The organism is Ruegeria sp. SATB045 (assembly GCF_059613525.1).
The window spans coordinates 274245-292945 of sequence record NZ_JBXWSR010000012.1 but is presented as its reverse complement, the minus strand read 5'-3'; the positions used below and the strand labels follow the sequence as shown (position 1 = coordinate 292945).

The 18701-nt window shown below is 54.8% G+C and carries 11 protein-coding genes; 3 read left to right on the top strand and 8 right to left on the bottom strand.

Going from position 1 to position 18701, the window contains the following annotated elements:
- Window positions 1-53: 53 nt before the first annotated feature.
- A complete protein-coding gene (locus AC2FNR_RS03250; RefSeq protein WP_496847971.1) occupies window positions 54-3926 on the bottom strand; it encodes a beta strand repeat-containing protein in 3873 nt (1290 codons plus the stop codon).
- 155 nt (window positions 3927-4081) lie between these two features.
- Here AC2FNR_RS03250 and AC2FNR_RS03245 point away from each other — a divergent pair, with 155 nt between their 5' ends.
- Complete coding sequence (locus tag AC2FNR_RS03245) at window positions 4082-6124, top strand: dockerin type I domain-containing protein (RefSeq protein WP_496847970.1); 2043 nt, start codon at window positions 4082-4084, stop codon at window positions 6122-6124.
- 13 nt (window positions 6125-6137) lie between these two features.
- On the opposite strand, the gene AC2FNR_RS03240 is transcribed toward AC2FNR_RS03245, so the two are convergent.
- From AC2FNR_RS03240 to AC2FNR_RS03230, 3 genes are all read right to left on the bottom strand, one after another.
- Window positions 6138-7454: an HlyD family type I secretion periplasmic adaptor subunit gene (locus tag AC2FNR_RS03240; RefSeq protein WP_480868393.1), complete on the bottom strand. Its 1317-nt coding sequence runs from the start codon at window positions 7452-7454 to the stop codon at window positions 6138-6140.
- Window positions 7454-9220: a type I secretion system permease/ATPase gene (locus AC2FNR_RS03235; protein ID WP_496847969.1), complete on the bottom strand. Its 1767-nt coding sequence runs from the start codon at window positions 9218-9220 to the stop codon at window positions 7454-7456. Before AC2FNR_RS03235 ends, AC2FNR_RS03240 begins: the two co-directional genes overlap by 1 nt.
- Window positions 9221-9363: 143 nt before the next feature.
- On the bottom strand, window positions 9364-10227 hold the full coding sequence (locus tag AC2FNR_RS03230; RefSeq protein WP_496847968.1) for a LysR substrate-binding domain-containing protein: 864 nt from the start codon (window positions 10225-10227) through the stop codon (window positions 9364-9366).
- A 171-nt stretch (window positions 10228-10398) separates the two neighbouring features.
- Between AC2FNR_RS03230 and AC2FNR_RS03225 the strand changes: the two genes are divergently transcribed.
- Window positions 10399-11733: an SWIM zinc finger family protein gene (locus AC2FNR_RS03225; RefSeq protein ID WP_496847967.1), complete on the top strand. Its 1335-nt coding sequence runs from the start codon at window positions 10399-10401 to the stop codon at window positions 11731-11733.
- A complete protein-coding gene (locus AC2FNR_RS03220; RefSeq protein WP_496847966.1) occupies window positions 11730-14432 on the top strand; it encodes a DUF6493 family protein in 2703 nt (900 codons plus the stop codon). Before AC2FNR_RS03225 ends, AC2FNR_RS03220 begins: the two co-directional genes overlap by 4 nt.
- On the opposite strand, the gene AC2FNR_RS03215 is transcribed toward AC2FNR_RS03220, so the two are convergent.
- From AC2FNR_RS03215 to AC2FNR_RS03200, 4 genes are read right to left on the bottom strand one after another with little or no spacing between them, the layout of a single operon-like run.
- Complete coding sequence (locus AC2FNR_RS03215) at window positions 14429-15340, bottom strand: SMP-30/gluconolactonase/LRE family protein (RefSeq protein ID WP_496847965.1); 912 nt, start codon at window positions 15338-15340, stop codon at window positions 14429-14431. The genes AC2FNR_RS03220 and AC2FNR_RS03215 overlap by 4 nt on opposite strands.
- On the bottom strand, window positions 15337-16314 hold the full coding sequence (locus tag AC2FNR_RS03210; protein WP_234899476.1) for an ABC transporter permease: 978 nt from the start codon (window positions 16312-16314) through the stop codon (window positions 15337-15339). Before AC2FNR_RS03210 ends, AC2FNR_RS03215 begins: the two co-directional genes overlap by 4 nt.
- Window positions 16311-17237: an ABC transporter permease gene (locus AC2FNR_RS03205; protein WP_496847964.1), complete on the bottom strand. Its 927-nt coding sequence runs from the start codon at window positions 17235-17237 to the stop codon at window positions 16311-16313. Before AC2FNR_RS03205 ends, AC2FNR_RS03210 begins: the two co-directional genes overlap by 4 nt.
- Window positions 17234-18697 carry a sugar ABC transporter ATP-binding protein gene (locus AC2FNR_RS03200; protein WP_496847963.1) on the bottom strand — a complete coding sequence of 488 codons (1464 nt, stop codon included), beginning with the start codon at window positions 18695-18697 and terminating at the stop codon, window positions 17234-17236. Before AC2FNR_RS03200 ends, AC2FNR_RS03205 begins: the two co-directional genes overlap by 4 nt.
- Window positions 18698-18701 lie beyond the last annotated feature (4 nt).

The following is an 18701-nucleotide window of genomic DNA, read 5'->3' as shown; positions in this document are numbered from 1 at the left end:
ACTTCCGTTCTGGAGTCGCTGCCAGCAATAATTGCCGGCAGCGTGGCAGGAACTTAAACCGACGCGCCGGTTGGGTCGGTATGTAGGGTGTTGTCCGCGCTCAGTCCGCTTAGATCATTCAATCCCGTGAACTGAGCGACAGTATCGACCGTTGCCGATCCCGGAGCCGAATAATCAACCTTGACCAGTACGCTGTCCGTGCCGTCGGTGGCGAGTACGAAGATCTCGTCCCCATTCTGTACGCCAGTCAGGCTTTCAACTGCCGTTTCGATGGTGCCAGATGTCAGATCTGACAATACAGTCGTGAAGCCCACAACGCCGGTATTCGCGCCTAAAGCGTCTCCTGCGCCGAGGGTCTCAACTCCGGTTCCATTGCCGCGCAAGGAACTTACGCTGAGACCGCTGAACATCAATGCGTCGGTGACGTCGGCAACGGGACCCAAAGTGAAACCTGTAATCGTGTCCACCCCGTTTTCCGCTGGGTCGGCTTCAAACACTACAAGGTCTCGTCCCGTACTGGTCAAGTCGATCGTATCGTTGCCTCCCTGACCACGCAAAACGTTGTCGACATCGGTTGCCGTGAGGGTTTCGTCACCGTCCGTGCCTAAGTGATAAACTGTTGGACCACCGTCAGGTGTTGTCACGGACAACACTACAGGCTGGCTGGCGTCTTGTACCGTCATGGTGAAAGTTACTAGAGGTTGGGAAAGATCCGTGAACACAGTGGCTGCTCCACCGAAACTTACCGCCGATGCTCCAACCGGATTGGTGAGAAACAGGTCAAAAGCTCCGTTTTCAACATCCGATCCGGAATCGAACGTTACGACCGATGGGTCAAATCCGAGTTCTGCAGTGATTGCCAAGCCACTCGATATATCTCGGCCCGGGTCTGCGTAAATCTCGAAAGTCAGAGTTGAGCCGTTGCTGTCTGTTTGGACAATCGCATACGCTCCAGGTTCGTGAGCATTGTTCTGGTCCGAAACCGGGAGAGGATCAGAACCTCCGCTTACCGTTGCCGAAGCCTGAAAGTTCAAATTGTCCCCTGCATCAATGCCGGTGAAAGCTGTCGCGCTGACCGGCAAAGACCAACTGCCATCGGCGGCCACAGTCGCAGACCCGACCGGAGACCCATTCAGCGTAATGTTAACACTTTGTCCTGAACTCAAACCAACTGATGTTCCGGAAACTGTAGCGCCCGAGCTCTGGGCGTTGCCGAGATCAACCGCACCATTTGGTCCCGTCTGGTTTATAGTCAAAATCGGGCGCAAATCAGTTGTAAGGTTTGTCGTAGCTGGCGTCGCCGAGTTGCCTGCCGTGTCGCTGACCGTCGCTGACAGGGTGAATCCGGTACTGTCCGACAAGGATGAAAGGTCGAGTGTTGGGATTGTCGCGGACCAAGTCCCTCCGGTGACAACAGCTGTGTAAGTTTGATTGTTCAATGTGACTGATACAATCTGTCCGTCTTCTGCACTGGTCGACCCCGACACCACAAGATCGCTGCCTACTTCATTGATATCCAGGATTGGCCCAATTGGCAGCGCATCCAACGTGATGGAAGGTGCGCTAAAATCGGTTTGCAAAGTCCCGGTGTTGCTGGAAACATTTCCGGCTGCGTCCGCAATCGTAGATGTGACATTGTACGTGACCCCATCTTGCAATGTACCCAACGCCGTTGAAGAGGCAGTATAGCTCCATGTGCCACCTGAGACCGTTGTCGTCCCGGAAACATCCACGGTTCCGTCTGGGCGAACGATTTTAACAGTGACAACCGTGCCGTCTGCAGCATCCGATGTCCCAGAAACTGTCATGTCGGTGGCTTGCTCAGATACGTTTAGGACAGCGCCATCGGATAGTCCGGTGATATTGACCGTCGGAGCCGTAAAATCCGTGTTAAAACTGTTGCTGGCCTCGGATGCAGGATTGCCCGCTGCATCCGAAACATTGGCAGTGACAGAAATTGTAGCGCCATCAGTCAACGCCGACAGATGTGCCGCAGGGATGGTGGCGTTCCAGGTGCCACCGGATACGGTTCCAATGTATGTCTGCCCATTGATTTCAACAGTGACAACTTGGCCGTCTTCCGCTGTCGACGATCCAGTAACCGTCAAATCAGTTCCCCGCTCGGATGCGTTTAAAACGGTTCCGCTAGAAAAGCTGTCGATGCTCAGGGTCGGGGGGGTCACGTCTTTGTCTAAAGTCGCGCTGGCCTGAGGGGCATTAAGACCATCTGTGTCCATCACGTCTGCCGTAATCGTGAATGAGCCACCGTCGCTGAGGGCGACCAGATCAGCTGTCGGGATGGTTACACTCCAGCTGCCACTCGTGATATTGCCGGTATATGTCTGCCCGTTCACTGTTACTGTAACCTGCTGTCCATCCTGTACATTTCCGCTTGTTCCACTGATGGTCAGATCTGCCCCAACTTCAGCGGCATTGATGACACTTCCAACGGGCGGTGGTGAGATAGCGATAGTGGGGCCAGTAAGGTCCACGGGTACAGAACTGAAGGCCGGAGGTGAAACGTTACCGGCGGCATCAGAGGCAACCGCGTTTACAGATACCGACGTTCCCGTCGTTAATCCCGAAAGATCGGCGACCGGAACCGAAACGCTCCAGCTGCCGCTCGAGGCCGTTGTCGAGTATGTTTGATCGTTGAAGTTTACCGTAATTGCTTCCCCGTCGGCGGCGGTGGTCGTGCCGGTCAGTGACAAGTCGCTGCCTACATCAATAAGGTCAATCGACCCACCTGCAACCTGATCTAAAGTGACAGCCGGTGCGGTGAAATCGCTTTCGATGCTGGTTGTAGCCTGAACGGCCGGGTTTCCGGCCTCGTCCTGGACGTCCGCGGTAACAGTAATGGTGGAACTATCGGACAATGCAGTCAGATCCGAGCTGGGAACCGTGACGGCCCACTGTCCTCCTGAGATTGATCCGGTATAGGTTTGACCTCCGACGGTAACCGTAATTGTTTGTCCATCTTCCGCGTCTGTCGTGCCAGAGACTATCAGGTCAGTTGCCTGTTCGGCTGCGTTCATCACATTCCCAGCTGAGAGTCCTGAAATTGCCACGTTTGGTGGCAATGTATCGATGTCAAAAGTGACCGTCTCGGTCGAGATTTCGTTCCCATCAACGTCGAGGCTGCGGACGACAACATTTGTCACGCCTTGAGGTAGGTTGGCTGCCTGTGCAGGCGACAAAGACAGGCTCCAGGTTCCATCACTGTTCAAGGTGGCCGGCGCGACAAAACTTCCAATAGCAACTTGGACTGACTCGGCGCCTTCAGCCGCGTTTATGTTCAATGCGGCACTGCTCAATGCAGTGGATTGTACACCAGAAAGGTTCAGGTGAGGGTAGGTCGGAGCTGGGGGAGGAGCAGAGTCGCCACCGCCTCCTCCTCCTGCGCCGGCTGCTGCGGCCCCTGCCAGCCCAAGCCCGCCAAGTGCGGCTCCTACGCCGCTGATGCCACCGGCACTAGCCGCGCCGCCGGCTTCGGCCGCTAGGCTGAATTGTGCAATTTCGGCCACCGCATCCTCGGCTATCATAATGGCGCCGCTTTCAAGAATTTGAACTTTTTCAGCGGCAACGACTATCGTTTGACCATTGGCCAATTTCAGAAGAACATCTCCGTCTTTTAACAACTTGACCGATCGAACACCTGGAATGGTTTCCGCGAATTGGAAGGCGTAGAGTTCATCGACGGTGGCCTGAGCAAGTGCGGGCAATGCCAACAGAGTCGAACCAAGACCACCGGCAAGCCCTGTTCCGGCCCAACGGCGCATCTTTCCGTCAATCCACTTTTGTAGTTTGGATTTGTCAGCTGCGTCCGCCTGCAATTCGTGCGTACGGGTTCTGGATTCAGGTTCTTTGGTCATCTTACCCTCATATGTGGTGTCCGCGTCCGCCCGATGGGGCAAGTTGCTGTTCATCTGTCTTTCCCATCTGTGACTCATGCGGTCGGACCTGAAAAATTTGTGTTAATCTGAAACTGAACTCCTCGTTTTCACCACATTCGCGCTTTTGTTTCGGACTGGGCATCAGGTCATCCTATTCACGAAGCCAGGTGTGGCGTGGGGTGATGGTTATGATGCTTCAGTTCGAAGGAGTGGTTGCAACGGGAAGTGCAGCGCTCGATTCAGGTATCGGCGATACGGCTTTAAAAACGTTTAACGGAGATACGTATCTGTACAGCGTGACGGGCCCAGGCGGCGGCGTGGTTGTTTGGAAACTGATCGACGGTGCGATCCCGCAAGTGCAAGACACCGAGTATTTTGCGGGTTCGATCTCGTTTCAGGTTGGACGTATTGGAACACCCGTTTCCTTTGCTGACGGGGACCAACTGGTGTTGGATGTGCGCTCGGCCAGCGGTTTGGTTGGGTATGAACTGAATCCAGACGGCACAATCGGGGCGCTACAAGAAACAGGAACACTTGTGGGAGGCGGGGATGTCTCTGCCGTGGTCCAGCTGTTTGGTGGAATTTTGGCTGTAGCTCATGAATCCGCCGGGGAGATTGCAACTTATAACCTTAACGGCGATGGGACTGTGCGTCTTGCGGGGTCAAGCACGGGCCAAGCTGATTCGATGCAAGTGATACAGATTGCGTCCAGTTCGATTCTGGTGACAAGCGATGCCACCTCCGGGACAGTCGGAACCTTCAGTATCAATCACGGAACAGGCGCAATCAGTGAAGTGGATAATACTGACACGCTTAGCACCTTGGGAATTGCGACACCGACCGCAGTGGAAGTCGTTCAGGCTTATGGTCAGTCCTGGGTTGTGGTTGCCGGTGCCCAGAGCAACTCGTTGAGTGTCATGATGCTCGGCAGTGACGGCAGTTTGACCCCCACAGATCATGTGCTGGATTCTTTGCACACGCGGTTTGGCAATGTTCAGGATCTCGAGGTTGTCGAGGTGAACGGTCATGTTTTCGTTGTCGCCGGCGGAGGGGATGACGGGATTACACTGTTCACCATGACGCCCGACGGGCAACTGGTTCACCAAGACAGTTTCGAAGATACGCTTCAAAGCGGTCTGCAAAACGTAGAAGCCTTCAGCGTTGCACATGTGGGTGATGAGTTGCAGATACTTGTAGCCTCGCAGCAGGATGCGGGACTGACACAGCTGTCCGTCGATGTGTCCAATTTGGGCGTCGTACGTGACGGGTTCGGTACTGTGAACGGAACAAGTCAGAACGACATCCTCAGCGGCAGCATTCTGGAAACAACTTTGAACGGTGGAGCAGGGGACGATATCCTGATTGCGGGCACCGGAGCGACAACAATGACGGGCGGGGCTGGTGCGGACATTTTCGTTGCCCAATACGGAAGTGACCCCATCACGATCACCGATTTTCAGGTCGGAGTCGATCGGTTGGACGTGTTTGATTACCCTCTACTCAGAACGCCCGAACAATTGACCTTTACGTCCACGGCAACAGGTGCGGTAATCGAGTACCTGAATGAAACGATCGAGGTAAATTCGAACACGGGTAGCCCGTTGTCGCTTGTACAGGTGTTCGGGGCGGGACTTAGAGGGCCGGACCACATTCCCGTCGATTTTGGCGACTTCGGTGGGCTTGATCCCGGCAGCTCGGACGGCATTCAGGGCGACATTACGATTGATTCCACATCTACAAATGCGGGGTTAAGCGACGCTGAGATCCGCTTTTCGATAGATGGAGGCGGGACCGTGAGCGTGCGGGCTGACGACGATGGGGTGTTCGACTTGGGCCTGCCATCAGGAACCTTTACGGGTGAGTTGGATATCGTGAAAGGGTATTCAACGGCGTCAGGAGACATTACAGCCCTTGATGCTCTTCAGGTTCTTCGTATTGCGGTTGGGCTTGACCCAACATGGGGGCCGGCTACCGCGGAAAATCTGATTGCGGCAGATATCAACAGGGACGGTGCAGTGAACGCGTTGGATGCGCTTGCGGTCTTGCAAGTGGCAGTTGGGCAATCTTCTTCACACCAGGCGGAATGGGTTTTTATAGACGCCGATGCCGACCTTTCAGGTGTCACCAGAACCAATGTCAGTTACGACACGGGAACAGATATCGTTGTGGTCGACAATGTCCTGGCTGCTGAAATGACTTCAATTCTGCTAGGTAACCTCGAGTCAGTTTGAGCCTGTTCCCAGGTCATTCTCGGAATGCTCGATTGAAATAGTCTGATAGCGGTTTGACGAGGAAGGAAAGGGGCGTTCTTTCGTCCGTCTTGATCATAGTCTCAACAGGCATACCCGGTAGCAGTTCCTGGCCATTCAGACGTTCGACCTGGCCGTCATCGGGTGTTACTTCAGCGCGGTAAAAGGTTTGACCTGTTGCCTCGTCAGTGAAGGTGTCTGCCGACACATTGATCACCTTGCCCGCAATTTCCGGCGTTTCACGTTGGTTAAAGGCTGTGAAGCGCAGCAGAACGGGTTGCCCGACATGCAGCTGATCCACATGGATTGCATCCACTCTTGCTGCAACCAGTAACGGTGTGTCTTGTGGCACAATATACATCATAGGCTCACCTGCCTGGATCACCGATTGCAATGCAAATACCTCGCTCCCATAAACGGTGCCGGTGACCGGAGACCGAATATCCAGGCGCGACAAGCGAACGGTCAACGACAATCTCCTTTCCGCAAGTTCTGCGATCTGGGCCTGAATGTCCCTCAGGGTTGCGATGGCTTCCTCTCGCCGTGTCGCGGTCAACTCGACGATTTCGATTTCCGTCGAAGCGATCTGCCCCCGAAGTCGCGCGATGGATGCCTCAAGACGTCCGATTTCCCCGGTCAGGCTAGCCTGTTCACGCTGCAGGGCTAGAACGCGGCTTGCAGGGGTCAAACCACGTTTAAACAGGCTTTGCTGGTCTTCCAGTTCTTCGTTAATCAGCTCCATCTGACGGCGCAGGGAAGCCAGTTGAGAATCGTTGCCTTTGATCTCACTTTCAATCTGAACAAGCTGGTTGCGCAATTGTCCGGTCTGTTGAGTCAACGTTTCTAGGCGCGCTTCGAACAGACGCTGTTGTCCGTAGACAAGGTCATCGGCCAAACCTTCTTGCATTTGAAGCTCTTGCAACTGCGCCGCAAGGTTGTCGATAGAAACACCGTCGCGTTCGGCTTCCAAACGGGCTCTGCGCGCCAGAAGCTCGAACAGCTGCGCTTCGACAATGGTTTTTTCAGAGGTGAGGAAAGTATCATCAAGCCGCACCAGCAAGTCGCCGCTATCCACCGCATCTCCGTCGCGGGCAAAAAGCTCTCCGACGACGCCGCCGTCAGGATGTTCAACGACCTGACGATTGCTTTCTACTTCGATGGTACCCTGAGACACGATGGCACCGGCAAGCCGTGTACGAACCGACCATATACCCAACCCTCCAACTAGGATCGCCAAGGCAACAAACCCGACGATAGCAGGGAAAGTTATGCGCCAGACAGGCCGTATATTATTTGCGTCCTGGTCCGGCATCAGTCGTTCGCCTTTTCTCGGGTTACCTTGACAGTCGTTTTGCTAAGGTCGCGTTTGATCACGTTGGCATTTTGTACCATAGCTCCTAAAACCTCGTCCCGATTTCCGGACTTCACGACCTGCCCTTTTTCAATAACGACCAGGTCGTCGCATTCTGAAATTGCCTGCGGGCGGTGGGTCATTATGATGGCGGATTTTCCTTCGGACTTGAGACCGCGAATTGCCGCGTTCAGTGCCTCGGTTCCATCGGCATCCAAGGCCGAGTTCGGCTCATCCAATATAAGCAGAACCGGATTTCCATAGAGCGCGCGTGCTAGAGCTATACGCTGCTTCTGGCCGCCTGATAGCTGGCTGTCATTGCCATCAAGAAACGTGTCATAGCCTTTGGGCAACGTTAAAATCAGATCATGAGCATTTGCCTTTTTGGCGGCGTCTACCACGGCCTGAGCATCCGGGTTCTCGGACATGCGCGCGATGTTTTCCGAGACGGTTCCGTTGAACAGCGTCACATCCTGCGGCAGGTATCCAATGTGCTGTCCCAACTCGCCGGAATCGTATTGATCCAAGGTTGCCCCGCCCAAGCGGACTTCGCCATTTACGGGACGCCAAAGGCCCAAAAGCGCCTTTGCCAGTGTTGACTTTCCTGACCCGCTTTTTCCGATCACGCCGAGCGCTTTTCCCGGCTCCAAAGACAAGGAGACATTGCGCAATGTCGGACTTTCCGCGCCAGGCGGAATGAGCGTGACCGTCTTGGCCGTTAAATTGGCCTCGGGTGTGGGCAGTTTTGTGCGCAGAGCGTCGGGCGGTGTAGATTGCAGGAACTCATTCAATGAGACCCATGCAGTTCTGGCGCGCTGAACCATCGACCACTGTCCTATAGCCTGTTCAACCGGGGCCAAAGCTCGGCCCAGTAGGATCGACGCGGCGATCATAGCACCTGGCGTCACTTCGTTGCGCAACACCAGCAACGCGCCAAGGGCCAACATGGCAGATTGTAAAAACAGACGGAGGGACTTTGTCAGAGATGAAAAGCTGCCCGTCCAATCACTGGCGGAAATCGTTTGCTGCAATGCGTCCGTCCGCTGTCGTTGCCAGCGGTTGGTGATGTCTGTTTGCATACCCTGAGCGCGCACAATCTCAGCGGCTTGGCGGGCATGTTCCGAAAATGAGTTGGCCTTGGCCGAAGCAGATTGTGCGGCGGCGATTTTGCGATGCGTCAGTTGTTGGTTCATCAGAGCGATGACGACCAAAACCGCACCTCCTGCGATGGCCAACCATCCTAGCAGCGGATGAAAAAGGAAAATGGCCGCCAGAAAAACGGGTGTCCACGGGATATCCATCACAGCAAGCAATACCGGCGATGAGCATAGGTTTTGAATGGATTCCAGATCCCGCAGGGCCGTTGCCGGAGCTGCACGGATTTGTGGATGCAGAGATCTGCGCATAGTCGCGTCAAACACCCGTTCATCCAACTGGGATTGGAACCGTGCACCAAACCGCGCAACAATCCGACCGCGGGCATAGTCTAACATGGCCATCAGGGCATATAGCAGAGCGACCAACAAAAAAAGCGCTGCCAGGGTTTCTACCGCGCGTGAACCAAGCACCCGGTCGTAGACCTGCAACATAAAAAGAGGGCCGGTGAGCATCAAAAGGTTGACAAACACACTGAACAGGAAAGCAAGCGCCAAAAATTTTGCACCCTGATTGCGCGCGGCTCTTAGCTCCTCGCGAGGGGCAGGTGGTGGTACTAAGTCATTTTTCACGAACGGAACCCTGGGTCCTGAGAGCTTTGACACATCTTAGACTGATGGTCAGAAAGAGAAAATGCCAGTCTAGGCTGAAGCCAGAAAACAGCGTGGTGTTCGCAACAAATGAGCCAGCCGAAATGGTTTGGAAGCAGCCAGCGTCACTTGGCTTCTAATGCTGTTTTAAAGAAGGATTGGACAAGTCGAGAGTCTCCGCGCTCTTTCAAATGTGCCAGATAATAGCGGGTCTCAACCTTTACATCTCTAAGCGGAATTGCGCGCAGATTGGGGTGAGAAACGAATTCGAAATCGGCGACGAAGCCGATTCCGATACCCTGTTCTACAGCTTTCCAAATAGCTTCCCTGCTCCCCAACTCCAGAATTGGATCTAGAACGACTCCTCGTTTTTCCGTTTCGGTTTCGATGGCCAGCCGCGTGGTGGAACCGACCTCGCGTCGGACTACTCGTTGTCGGTGAAGGTCGGCAATTGAGATACTTTCCTTATGGTAAAAAGGGTGGTCGGAATTTACGAACGCCACTACCTGGTGTGTGCTATAGAGCTGAGTTGTCACTCGGGGGTCAGATTGAACTTCGGCCAGGATGGCGACATCAGCGTCGTAGGACAGAATCCGATCAAAACACCTTTGCGAATTGCCAAACCAAACCTCAATGTCGATCGCCGGGTATTTGGATTTGAAGGCAACGATCATATCCGTTGCATGAAAAGGACCGACCGCGGCAATGCTGAGGCGACCGGCGTGAAATCCCCGAAACGACTCTAGCAGCGTTTCGGCGTCAATCTCGGCCTGGTTCAATCGCGATGTAATGGCTAACAATTCTTCGCCTGCGTTGGTCAGATGTACTTCACGCCCAACGCGGTTGAAAAGTTGAATATTATAGCGGCTTTCGAGGTCTTTTACCTGTGTCGAGAGCGTAGGTTGCGTGATGTTGAGCTCCCTCGCGGCAGCCGAGAACCCTCGGAATGTCGCAACCGCATGGAAAGATCTGAGCTCGGATTTAAGCATTGAGAAAACCTGAATTTACATCCGCATTTATTAGAAAAGTATATATATCGAGCTCGGGTTATTTGAAAGAAAAGACCAAATCCCGAGTTGCGATGGTTGCAAAGATTTCATTCAGCTAGCTACCATTGCTCAGAGTATTTACATCCTTTGACAGGTTTTTAGGGCTCCGGAATGAGCGGAATCGATTATATCTATAGCTATGATGGCCGCTCGTCCTTGGCGAGTTCCGGACAAGCCAAGTTTCTGCGATTGGTTTCGGACAAAGGCCAACCAGAAAGCGCGCAAACTTATCTGAATGCGAAAGCCATTCAGCCGGACCTAACCGCAAAAGCTCTGCGCGCGATATCTGAAATTGTTGGTTCACGATTCTATGTTCCGCCGGCCATGCTGGCGCGAATCCTGCGTGAAGCTGACCCGGTTGCGACCGTCGGGCGAGAATGTGTCCGGTTTGAAGGGTTTTCCGCCTGTTGCAGTGTGTATGCGCGACTGGACCTCGAGCAGGAGTCGCTTGAGGTGGAAAAGCGGAGAACTGGCACGACGAATGTGGATTTTGGGCCTGAATTGCGTGCTCTGTTGGCGCAGGTGAAACCGAGCAGCGAACTAACAATCGGAATCGGTTCATCCTTTGTAGATATTGCGCATGAAAAAGGCTGCGTGACAGAACGCAAAGTTCCGCTGCCGTTGCGCTGGCTGAAAGGGTTCGCCGAAGTACAAGGGCATCTTGTAGGTATGGAGAAGGTTTTTTCCCTTCCGTCCGTGCCGGCACAAAGGTTTTTGCGTACGTTGCCGCGTTCAAAAGCCGATCATTTGCTCTGGGTTTCTGCCGCGGGAAACCGTGTGCGAACGATGACGCGTAAAAGCGCTGATAGTGTACCTTTGCGTGGGGCGCATCGTTTACGTGTTTTGGAGACTCTGGCGAGTAAAGCGCGATATTTGAATGTTTATGGAAACCCGTCACTTGGAAGCTCTGCCTGGGAGTTGGATTTCGGCTCTCAGAGATTCACGTTGGTATTGAACGCAGAGCCTTGGCGCGGCTTTTCAGGGGATGGACGGTTGCTGTCTGATTTGGTTCATCCGAACAGCTGCGTTCCGATCATTCGCGCCCATTTGAATTGGCAAGATAGTCTCGACCTAGCGTTTATGGGGCATGAACGTGGCGTATCAGGCGCAGACATTCGTCAGGCGATCTCACATCTGGCGGCAATTGGCCAAGTTGGTTTTGACCTTTCTCGTAACGCCTGGTTCCACCGGCAGCTCCCGTTTGGTCTGGAGCGTCTGCGGGCGCTCAACCCTCGTCTCAAGTCCGCGCGGGCGCTTTTTGACAGCAAGGCTGTGACGTTGTCGCAAACTGGCGCCGACGTAGTCAGTGAAAATGTCACTCACCGCGTGCGTCTCTCTCAAGACGGATACAGTTGTACTTGTCCGTGGTACGCCAAACATCAGACGACGCGGGGGCCCTGCAAGCATGTTCTTGCAGTAGAGATGGAGTTGGAGCGTTTGCATTGAACGAAACGGATTTCATCCGGTTGGTCACGAAAAAGTCGGCCAAGCGTGTGCTGAAGGCACTGGCCGATCTTTCCGAAGAAGACCGCCGTAAACTTGCTCCAACTGCGCTGAAAGTTCAAAAGCGTCAGCAGAAAGCAGCCTGGGACGTTCGGTTTAACGGTCTCAAACCTCCAGTTGATCTCGCCAAGGATTTGGAGGCTTTAGGCGTGGCTGTCTTGGCAACGGCGCGCCCGTCCGAATACAGCTGCGGCGATTGGTGCATTCTGCCAAGTTCGATCCCGCTGGAGGAGGTTTTTGCCGTACTGAACCCAAGCTGGATGAACGCGTGGGCCGAAGCTGCGGTCGAAGATAACCCTCGATTGATCACCACAATCCACGCCCTTGTTAACAAGGGGCTTTGCACCATCCCCAAAACTGATGCTTACATACTTGGATATTATGCTGGACAGGCCGGCATACCGGAATTGGCCCGCACACAATTTCTTGCCGAGGATGTCTGGCGGTTTTTTGAGGTCGAAGGCGGCGGCGACCTCAGCCTAGCCGCATGCGATAAGTACTGTGGGCGAAATGTTTCATGGGCCAACTTACTGATTGGACTCAGCCGGGACGGGACTTTAGACAGGCAAAGGCTTCTGGATGCGTCCTTGGATGCGTTAGAGCGGGACTTTGGCCAGTTCAGGGCTGGGTGGTATTCCCGGTTCCACGTCGCTATGAATCCCACGGAAGATGAGATTGCACACCGGGCAAACCGTTACCTCGACTTGCTGAGCAGCCCTGTGCCACCCACTGTTGCATTCGCCCTGAAGTTTTTGAAACGGATGGACACAAATGGGGGGGTGGACCCGGCTTTACTTGTGACTTCTATCGAACCGGCGCTTCAAAGTCGGCAAAAATCATCGGCAAAACTGGCGATAAAGCTATTGAAAAGCAGTGCCAAACGGCATCCCCAAAGCATGCGTGATGTGGCCAAAGTCGCCGTTTCGGCCCTGATATCTGAGGCCGGAGAGGTTCAGGCGCTGGCGCTTGATTTGGTCGAAGAACTGGACCAGGTGAAAGATGCTGAAATACAGGCTCGGATGCGGGATTACCTGGAGCTGGCAGCCCCTACTGTTCAAACTCGACTTGCCGCTCATCTGCAAGACGCTCCTGTCCAAACCAATGAAACCCTTTACCCAACTCCAGTGCTCGAAGACGTCGTTCCAGTTGCTTCGGCGGAAGAAGCTGTTGAAACGTTTTTGGCGCTGCTTGAACACTGCGATGATGCAGTACTGACCGAGCGTGCTCTGGATGGCATGGCACGGTATGGAGCGTCAGCAGAGCCCTTGCTGAATCCGTTGGCCAAGCGGGCAAACCAGTTGAGGGCGCGGGGGATTGATGCCGGGCTTGAAAGCAGAAGCCATCTGCAGATTCCTATTGCAGCTACCGCGCTCGCGTGGGCGCGCGATAGCGATTTTGTGGCGGAAATAGAACCCTCCCTGCAGCCCCGATACTCGGGTCATATTCCTTTGGGAACCGATCCAGACAGCTTTGTTGGTATGTTCTCTGCGCGTTCTGCTGAACTGCTGGCATTTGTGCAGGCCGGTCTATCGGTACCCATGTTGTCTGCTCCGACCGACAATCGTGGATACCTGGCTCCGCAACAGCTGATCCAGCGTATGAATGAGTACCGGCAGAAGAAGTTGGTTCCGGGGCAGGCGGATTTTAAGTTGGCGCTAATGCGACTCGCGCCAGAGGATCGCGAAGCGGCCCTTTTGGATTTCACGCCCGAAACCGAGGAAGAAAGAGCCCTGGCCTACGCAATGGGCGCAGATCACATTCCCGAGAAAGATCCGCAATTATGGGCGCTTGCCTGGGCTTCACGGCTGCCATGCAGACCTGATCCCGCAGTGCAGAAGTTAGTCGGACACTCCATTCCCGGAGCGGGTGTACCAGCAATTTATACGTTCCACGCCGAAATTCGTCGGATCGACGAATATTTCTGGCCTATGCCGCGGGTGGACATTTCGCCTGAGATACCCAAGCATTTACCCCGAGAATTGGGTTTTGCTGTGCCGGCAAAGCTTGCGCACACATATCTTGGTGATCCAGGTGTCAGTTGGTTCACTCACCCAAGCCCGTGGGTCGGTCTACTGAGGCCCTCGCAATCAGAACTGTTTTTTCTGTCTGGTATCTTCGAGTTGGAACTCGACCAGAAGTTAACCAACCATTTCTGTCTGATGTTTTTGGACCCTTTCTTCAGACCGGGACTAAACACCGGTCCGATGTCTCACGCAATGTTGGCTTGGTATTTGGCTAGCGCTGATGAAGGGATCGGAACAAGCTCGGTTGATGCGTTTGCGACGATCATCGCGCAGAGGACGTTCAGTCCGACCGAATTCGGTGCCGCCGCCCGTCAGCTTGTCTTTTTCGCAGCGTTGCCGCTGCGGCGATGGACCAAGCGTTTGGCCGAGGTGGCAGTTGTTTCCGCTCAGCACGGCAAGGCGGTCAGACGCGCCTTGTCCTGGATGTTGGTGGACCTGCCCGACGATGTGCCACGAGATTTAGGTGGGCTGCTTGAGTTGCTGCACGAGTTGTGTACCGCGAGCGGCACGGGTCTTGAGAACACAGAAGCCGTCGTCGCCCTCAACAACATCAAGGTTGCGGGCAAAACAGGTAAGTTCGCCAAAATGCTGGTGGGTTTCAAAGGCCCTATAGACTAGGGTCTGGCTCCGGCCGAATTGACAAAGATCGAGTAGACGGACGTCGATGCGGTGATGAACAGAACATTTCCCCGCGCTCCACCAAAAGTCAGGTTGGCAACGGTTTCGGGCACTCTGATTTTTCCTAGCAGATCACCGTCAGGAGAAAATACATGAACCCCGTCCGCTGCCGAGCACCAGATATTGTCGTGTCGATCTACACGCAGCCCATCAGGAAGGCCGTTGTCAATCTCACAAAACTCAGCGCCGTTCGCAAGATTACCATCTTCACCCACATCAAAAACGCGAAAAACAGACGGTACAGATGGATCGTGGCTGCTGCCGGACTCCGCGATGAAAAGACGGGTTTCATCCTTTGAAAATGCCAGCCCGTTTGGTTGGACAAAGCTTTTCGTGACCGCAGTGATTTCAAACGAATTGGGATCGACACGATACACGAAACTGCCGTCCTGTTCGGGCTCGGCTTTGTACCCTTCCAAGTCTGACAGTATGCCATAGGTTGGATCCGAGAACCAAATGGAACCATCCTGTCGCACGACCACGTCGTTGGGAGAGTTCAGGCGTTTCCCCGCGTGGCGATCCGCAATCACAGACCTGCTGCCGTCGTGCTCGGTCCTGATCACCGATCTGGTTCCGTGATGGCAGGTTACCAGACGACCCATCGGATCGCGGGTGTTGCCGTTGGCATAGTCCGAATGCTGCCGGTAAACACTTACCCCTCCGTCGGGTGTCCACTGACATATCCGCGCGTTCGGAATGTCTGAAAACAGCAGCAGATTATGAGCAGGAAACCAAACAGGACCTTCAGTCCATATATGTCCCGCAGATATTCGGGAAAGCCCTACATTAGTGTGGATCAGATCGCGAAATTCCGGGCGTATAATTTCATATGTCTGCGAAAGGGTCATACATCGTATCCTTTGCGACTGGCCAATGCGACGACCCCGACGATAACGACACCGGTCAGGATCAACCGAATTCCGGCCCCTAGCCCGTACGAGTTCAGCATTGAGACGATCAAAAACATAAAGAGAGCGGCACCCCAGATACCGGGCACATTTGAATTGCCGCCACCGATGGATGATCCTCCGATCACGACCACGGCAATCGACATCAACATGTATTCGGTTCCCATGTTCAGGTTGGCCCCGCCCGAGAAGCTGGCGAGTAAAAACCCCGCAAGTGCAGCGCAGACGGCCGAGTTCACGTAGACGCCAAAACGTACCGCGTTGACGGGCACTCCGCTGAGACGGGCGGCGCGCAGGTTTTGACCGATTGCGGAAATCCAGCGGCCGGCAATTGCGCGCTCTAACACGACCCATGCGAGGATGGCCAACAGGATGCCGACTACGGCGATGTTCGGAATACCAAGTGCGCCACCGGTTGCGAATTCTGCCAACGGTTCGGGCGGTTTGATCCGCAGGCCCCGGTTCGACCAGATCGCAAGCGACTGGTACAGGAACGAGGCTGAAAGCGTGGCGATAATGGGCGGGATACGCAGCAACAGTATCAGGCCAAAGTTAATGACCCCGCAGCCGATACCAACCCCGATTGCGACCAGCAGCCCGGGCAAGATCATCGCGGTTTCACTGTCCATGAATTTCAAGGCAAGCGTGGCTGCCAAGGTCATCGAAGCTGGAATGGACAGGTCCACGTTGCCGGGCCCCAAAGTGATAACCAACATCTGACCAATGCCTACAATGGCCGAAAAAGACGCAAAGGTCAGGGCGGCGTAAAACAACGATCCGGCCCCGGATCCGGCGATCAGACTGGTGGCGCCGAAGGTAATGGCAGCCGCAAGAAATGCCCAAATCCAGGGTTTGCTCAGTAACGCGCGGACAGGAGTTGCAGCGGTCATCGGTTCTGATGCGTTGTTGGTCATGCAACGGCCCCTTTGCGGATGAAGACAAGCCGAACGGCAAGAACAAGGATCAGGATTGCGCCCTGCGCGCCAATCTGCCAGTCCGGTGACAGGCGCAGAAACGACAGGAAACTGGCGGCCAGCGTTAAAGTCAAAGCACCAATCACGGCCCCGAAAGGAGAAATGCGACCGCCGACGAATTCTCCGCCGCCGAGAATCACGCCAGCTATCGACAACAGCGTATAACGCAGCGCGATATTGGCATCCGCGGCGGTTGTCAGCCCGACCAGAGACATCCCTGCAAGTACGCCAAACAGCCCCGCCAGCCCGTAGGCCGAGGCTCGCAACCGCACCAACGACCATCCTGCACGTTCCATTGCACGGTCATTTCCGCCGACACCCTGTAGGATCACTCCGACCCAAGATCGCTTGATCAAGAAGTGCACGGCCAATGCAATGAACAGTGGTGCAACAACGGCGATCGGAACCAGCGGAGTCTTCAGGCTCATTAGTGTTTTTAGCCATTCCGGCGACGCTCCACCGGGGGATGGCAGGATCAAGACCGCTAGGCCTCCCCAGACAAAGGACATGCCCAACGTAACAACGATGGCGGGCAAACCGCGCAATTGGATCAGTGCACCCAGCAGCGCGTAAGCCAAGATGGCTGCGGCCAGGATCATGTAGCCTATGACAGGGGTGTCATGGACAAATGTCGCTGTAACGCAGGCGCAAAAACTAACAAACGTCCCGATGGACAAGTCGATGTCATTGACCATGATGATCATCATCTGGGCGATGGTGGCCAAAGCCACTGGTATGGCAAGATTGAACAGCAGGTTCAGACCAAAATAGCTCATCGCGCGGGGCTGCAGATAGAACACGGCCCCCAACAATACGACAAGCGACAAAACCGGCAGGGCCAGGCGTAGACGATCGCCGCTCATTGCACTGCCTCCTGCATTTCGAATGAGGCATGCAGGATGTTTTCTTCGCTGATCTCATCACCGACCAGTTCTGCAGCGATTTTGCCAGCGCGAAACACAAAGACCCGGTCACATTCCAGGATTTCGTCGGTCTCGGTTGAGTACCAAAGAAAACTGCGGCCTTTGGCGGCTTCGTTCTGAATCATTTGATAGACTTCTTTTTTCGTTCCGATATCCACGCCGCGCATCGGATCGTCCATCACGACCAAAGGGGCCGAGGATGCAAGCGCACGGGCAAACAGGACCTTTTGCTGATTGCCGCCGGACAGAGATAATATCGGGTTCAGCAGGTTGTCTGTGCGAATTCCGATACGGTCTTTCCATTTCTGAACCAGCCCCGACTCGGCCGGTCGGTCTACCATCCAGCGCTTGCTGAACTCTGGCAAGGTCGTCAAAGATAGGTTCCGCAAAATGGACCATAGGGGCATCACACCGTCTCGGGCGCGATCACCGGCCACGAAAACAACCTCGGGGCGCTTGCCTGATTTCCAGACGGAGGAATGGTCAAAGAAGATCTGAGCCAGCGCTTCGGCCTGCCCATGCCCGGCCAGACCGGCCAAACCCACAATCTCGCCCCGGCGCGCGTTCAGCCCTATAGCAGAGCTGACAAGGACCGGTCCCAGCTCCCGTTCGGATCGCGGGCTGCCCTGCGCGTCGTCATCTGGTGCGACATGCCCCATTGCGTCAACGATGGATTGACGGGTAAACGCCTGTGCCGGCTTGTCATCCACGATCTGACCGTCTTTCATGATCACGATGCGGGTTGAGACGTCGAAAATTTCGCCCATCATGTGCGAAATGAACAGAACCGCTCCGCCCTCGGAACAGTAACGCTTGATATGGTCCAGCAACTGCTGAGCGATTGCCGCATCCAGCGACGAGGTTGGTTCGTCCAGAATAACCAGACTGGGCTCGCTGTCGCGGTCGGCGAAAGCGATGGCGATTTCGACCATTTGGCGTTCGGCAATACTAAGATCGCCAACTGTGGCGCGAGGGCGAATGCCATGGCCGGGAAAGACAAGGTCCAGCGCGTCCGACATTTTCTGCGACGCGATTTTGCGCCAGCCTTTGCGCGGCATATTGCGATACGGGATCCGCAGGTTTTCCAGAACCGTCAGATTTGGACAAAGCGAGAGTTCCTGAAACACGCTACGCACTCCGGACGCTTGCGCGTTTTCACTGTTTTTATGGGCGGGGTCCGAGACCCGATACCGAACCGCACCTTTTGTTGGGGTTAACCGCCCGTTGATCACATTAGCCAGCGTTGATTTCCCGGCGCCATTGTGGCCAACAAGACCAACACATTCCCCGGCCTTGATCTCGATCGACGCGGCCCGAAGCGCCTGAACTGGCCCAAATGACATATGGGCCGCGTCCAGCGCGACAACCGGCGCATCAGGTGCGCCGGATATCGTTTGCATGTCT

Excerpts from the sequence above, each read along its gene's own strand:
- AC2FNR_RS03250 (WP_496847971.1), bottom strand. The coding sequence starts at position 3,926 with ATGAACAGCAACTTGCCCCATCGGGCGGACGCGGACACCACATATGAG.
- AC2FNR_RS03245 (WP_496847970.1), top strand. The coding sequence starts at position 4,082 with ATGATGCTTCAGTTCGAAGGAGTGGTTGCAACGGGAAGTGCAGCGCTC.
- AC2FNR_RS03240 (WP_480868393.1), bottom strand. The coding sequence starts at position 7,454 with ATGCCGGACCAGGACGCAAATAATATACGGCCTGTCTGGCGCATAACT.
- AC2FNR_RS03230 (WP_496847968.1), bottom strand. The coding sequence starts at position 10,227 with ATGCTTAAATCCGAGCTCAGATCTTTCCATGCGGTTGCGACATTCCGA.
- AC2FNR_RS03225 (WP_496847967.1), top strand. The coding sequence starts at position 10,399 with ATGAGCGGAATCGATTATATCTATAGCTATGATGGCCGCTCGTCCTTG.
- AC2FNR_RS03215 (WP_496847965.1), bottom strand. The coding sequence starts at position 15,340 with ATGACCCTTTCGCAGACATATGAAATTATACGCCCGGAATTTCGCGAT.
- AC2FNR_RS03210 (WP_234899476.1), bottom strand. The coding sequence starts at position 16,314 with ATGACCAACAACGCATCAGAACCGATGACCGCTGCAACTCCTGTCCGC.
- AC2FNR_RS03205 (WP_496847964.1), bottom strand. The coding sequence starts at position 17,237 with ATGAGCGGCGATCGTCTACGCCTGGCCCTGCCGGTTTTGTCGCTTGTC.
- AC2FNR_RS03200 (WP_496847963.1), bottom strand. The coding sequence starts at position 18,697 with ATGCAAACGATATCCGGCGCACCTGATGCGCCGGTTGTCGCGCTGGAC.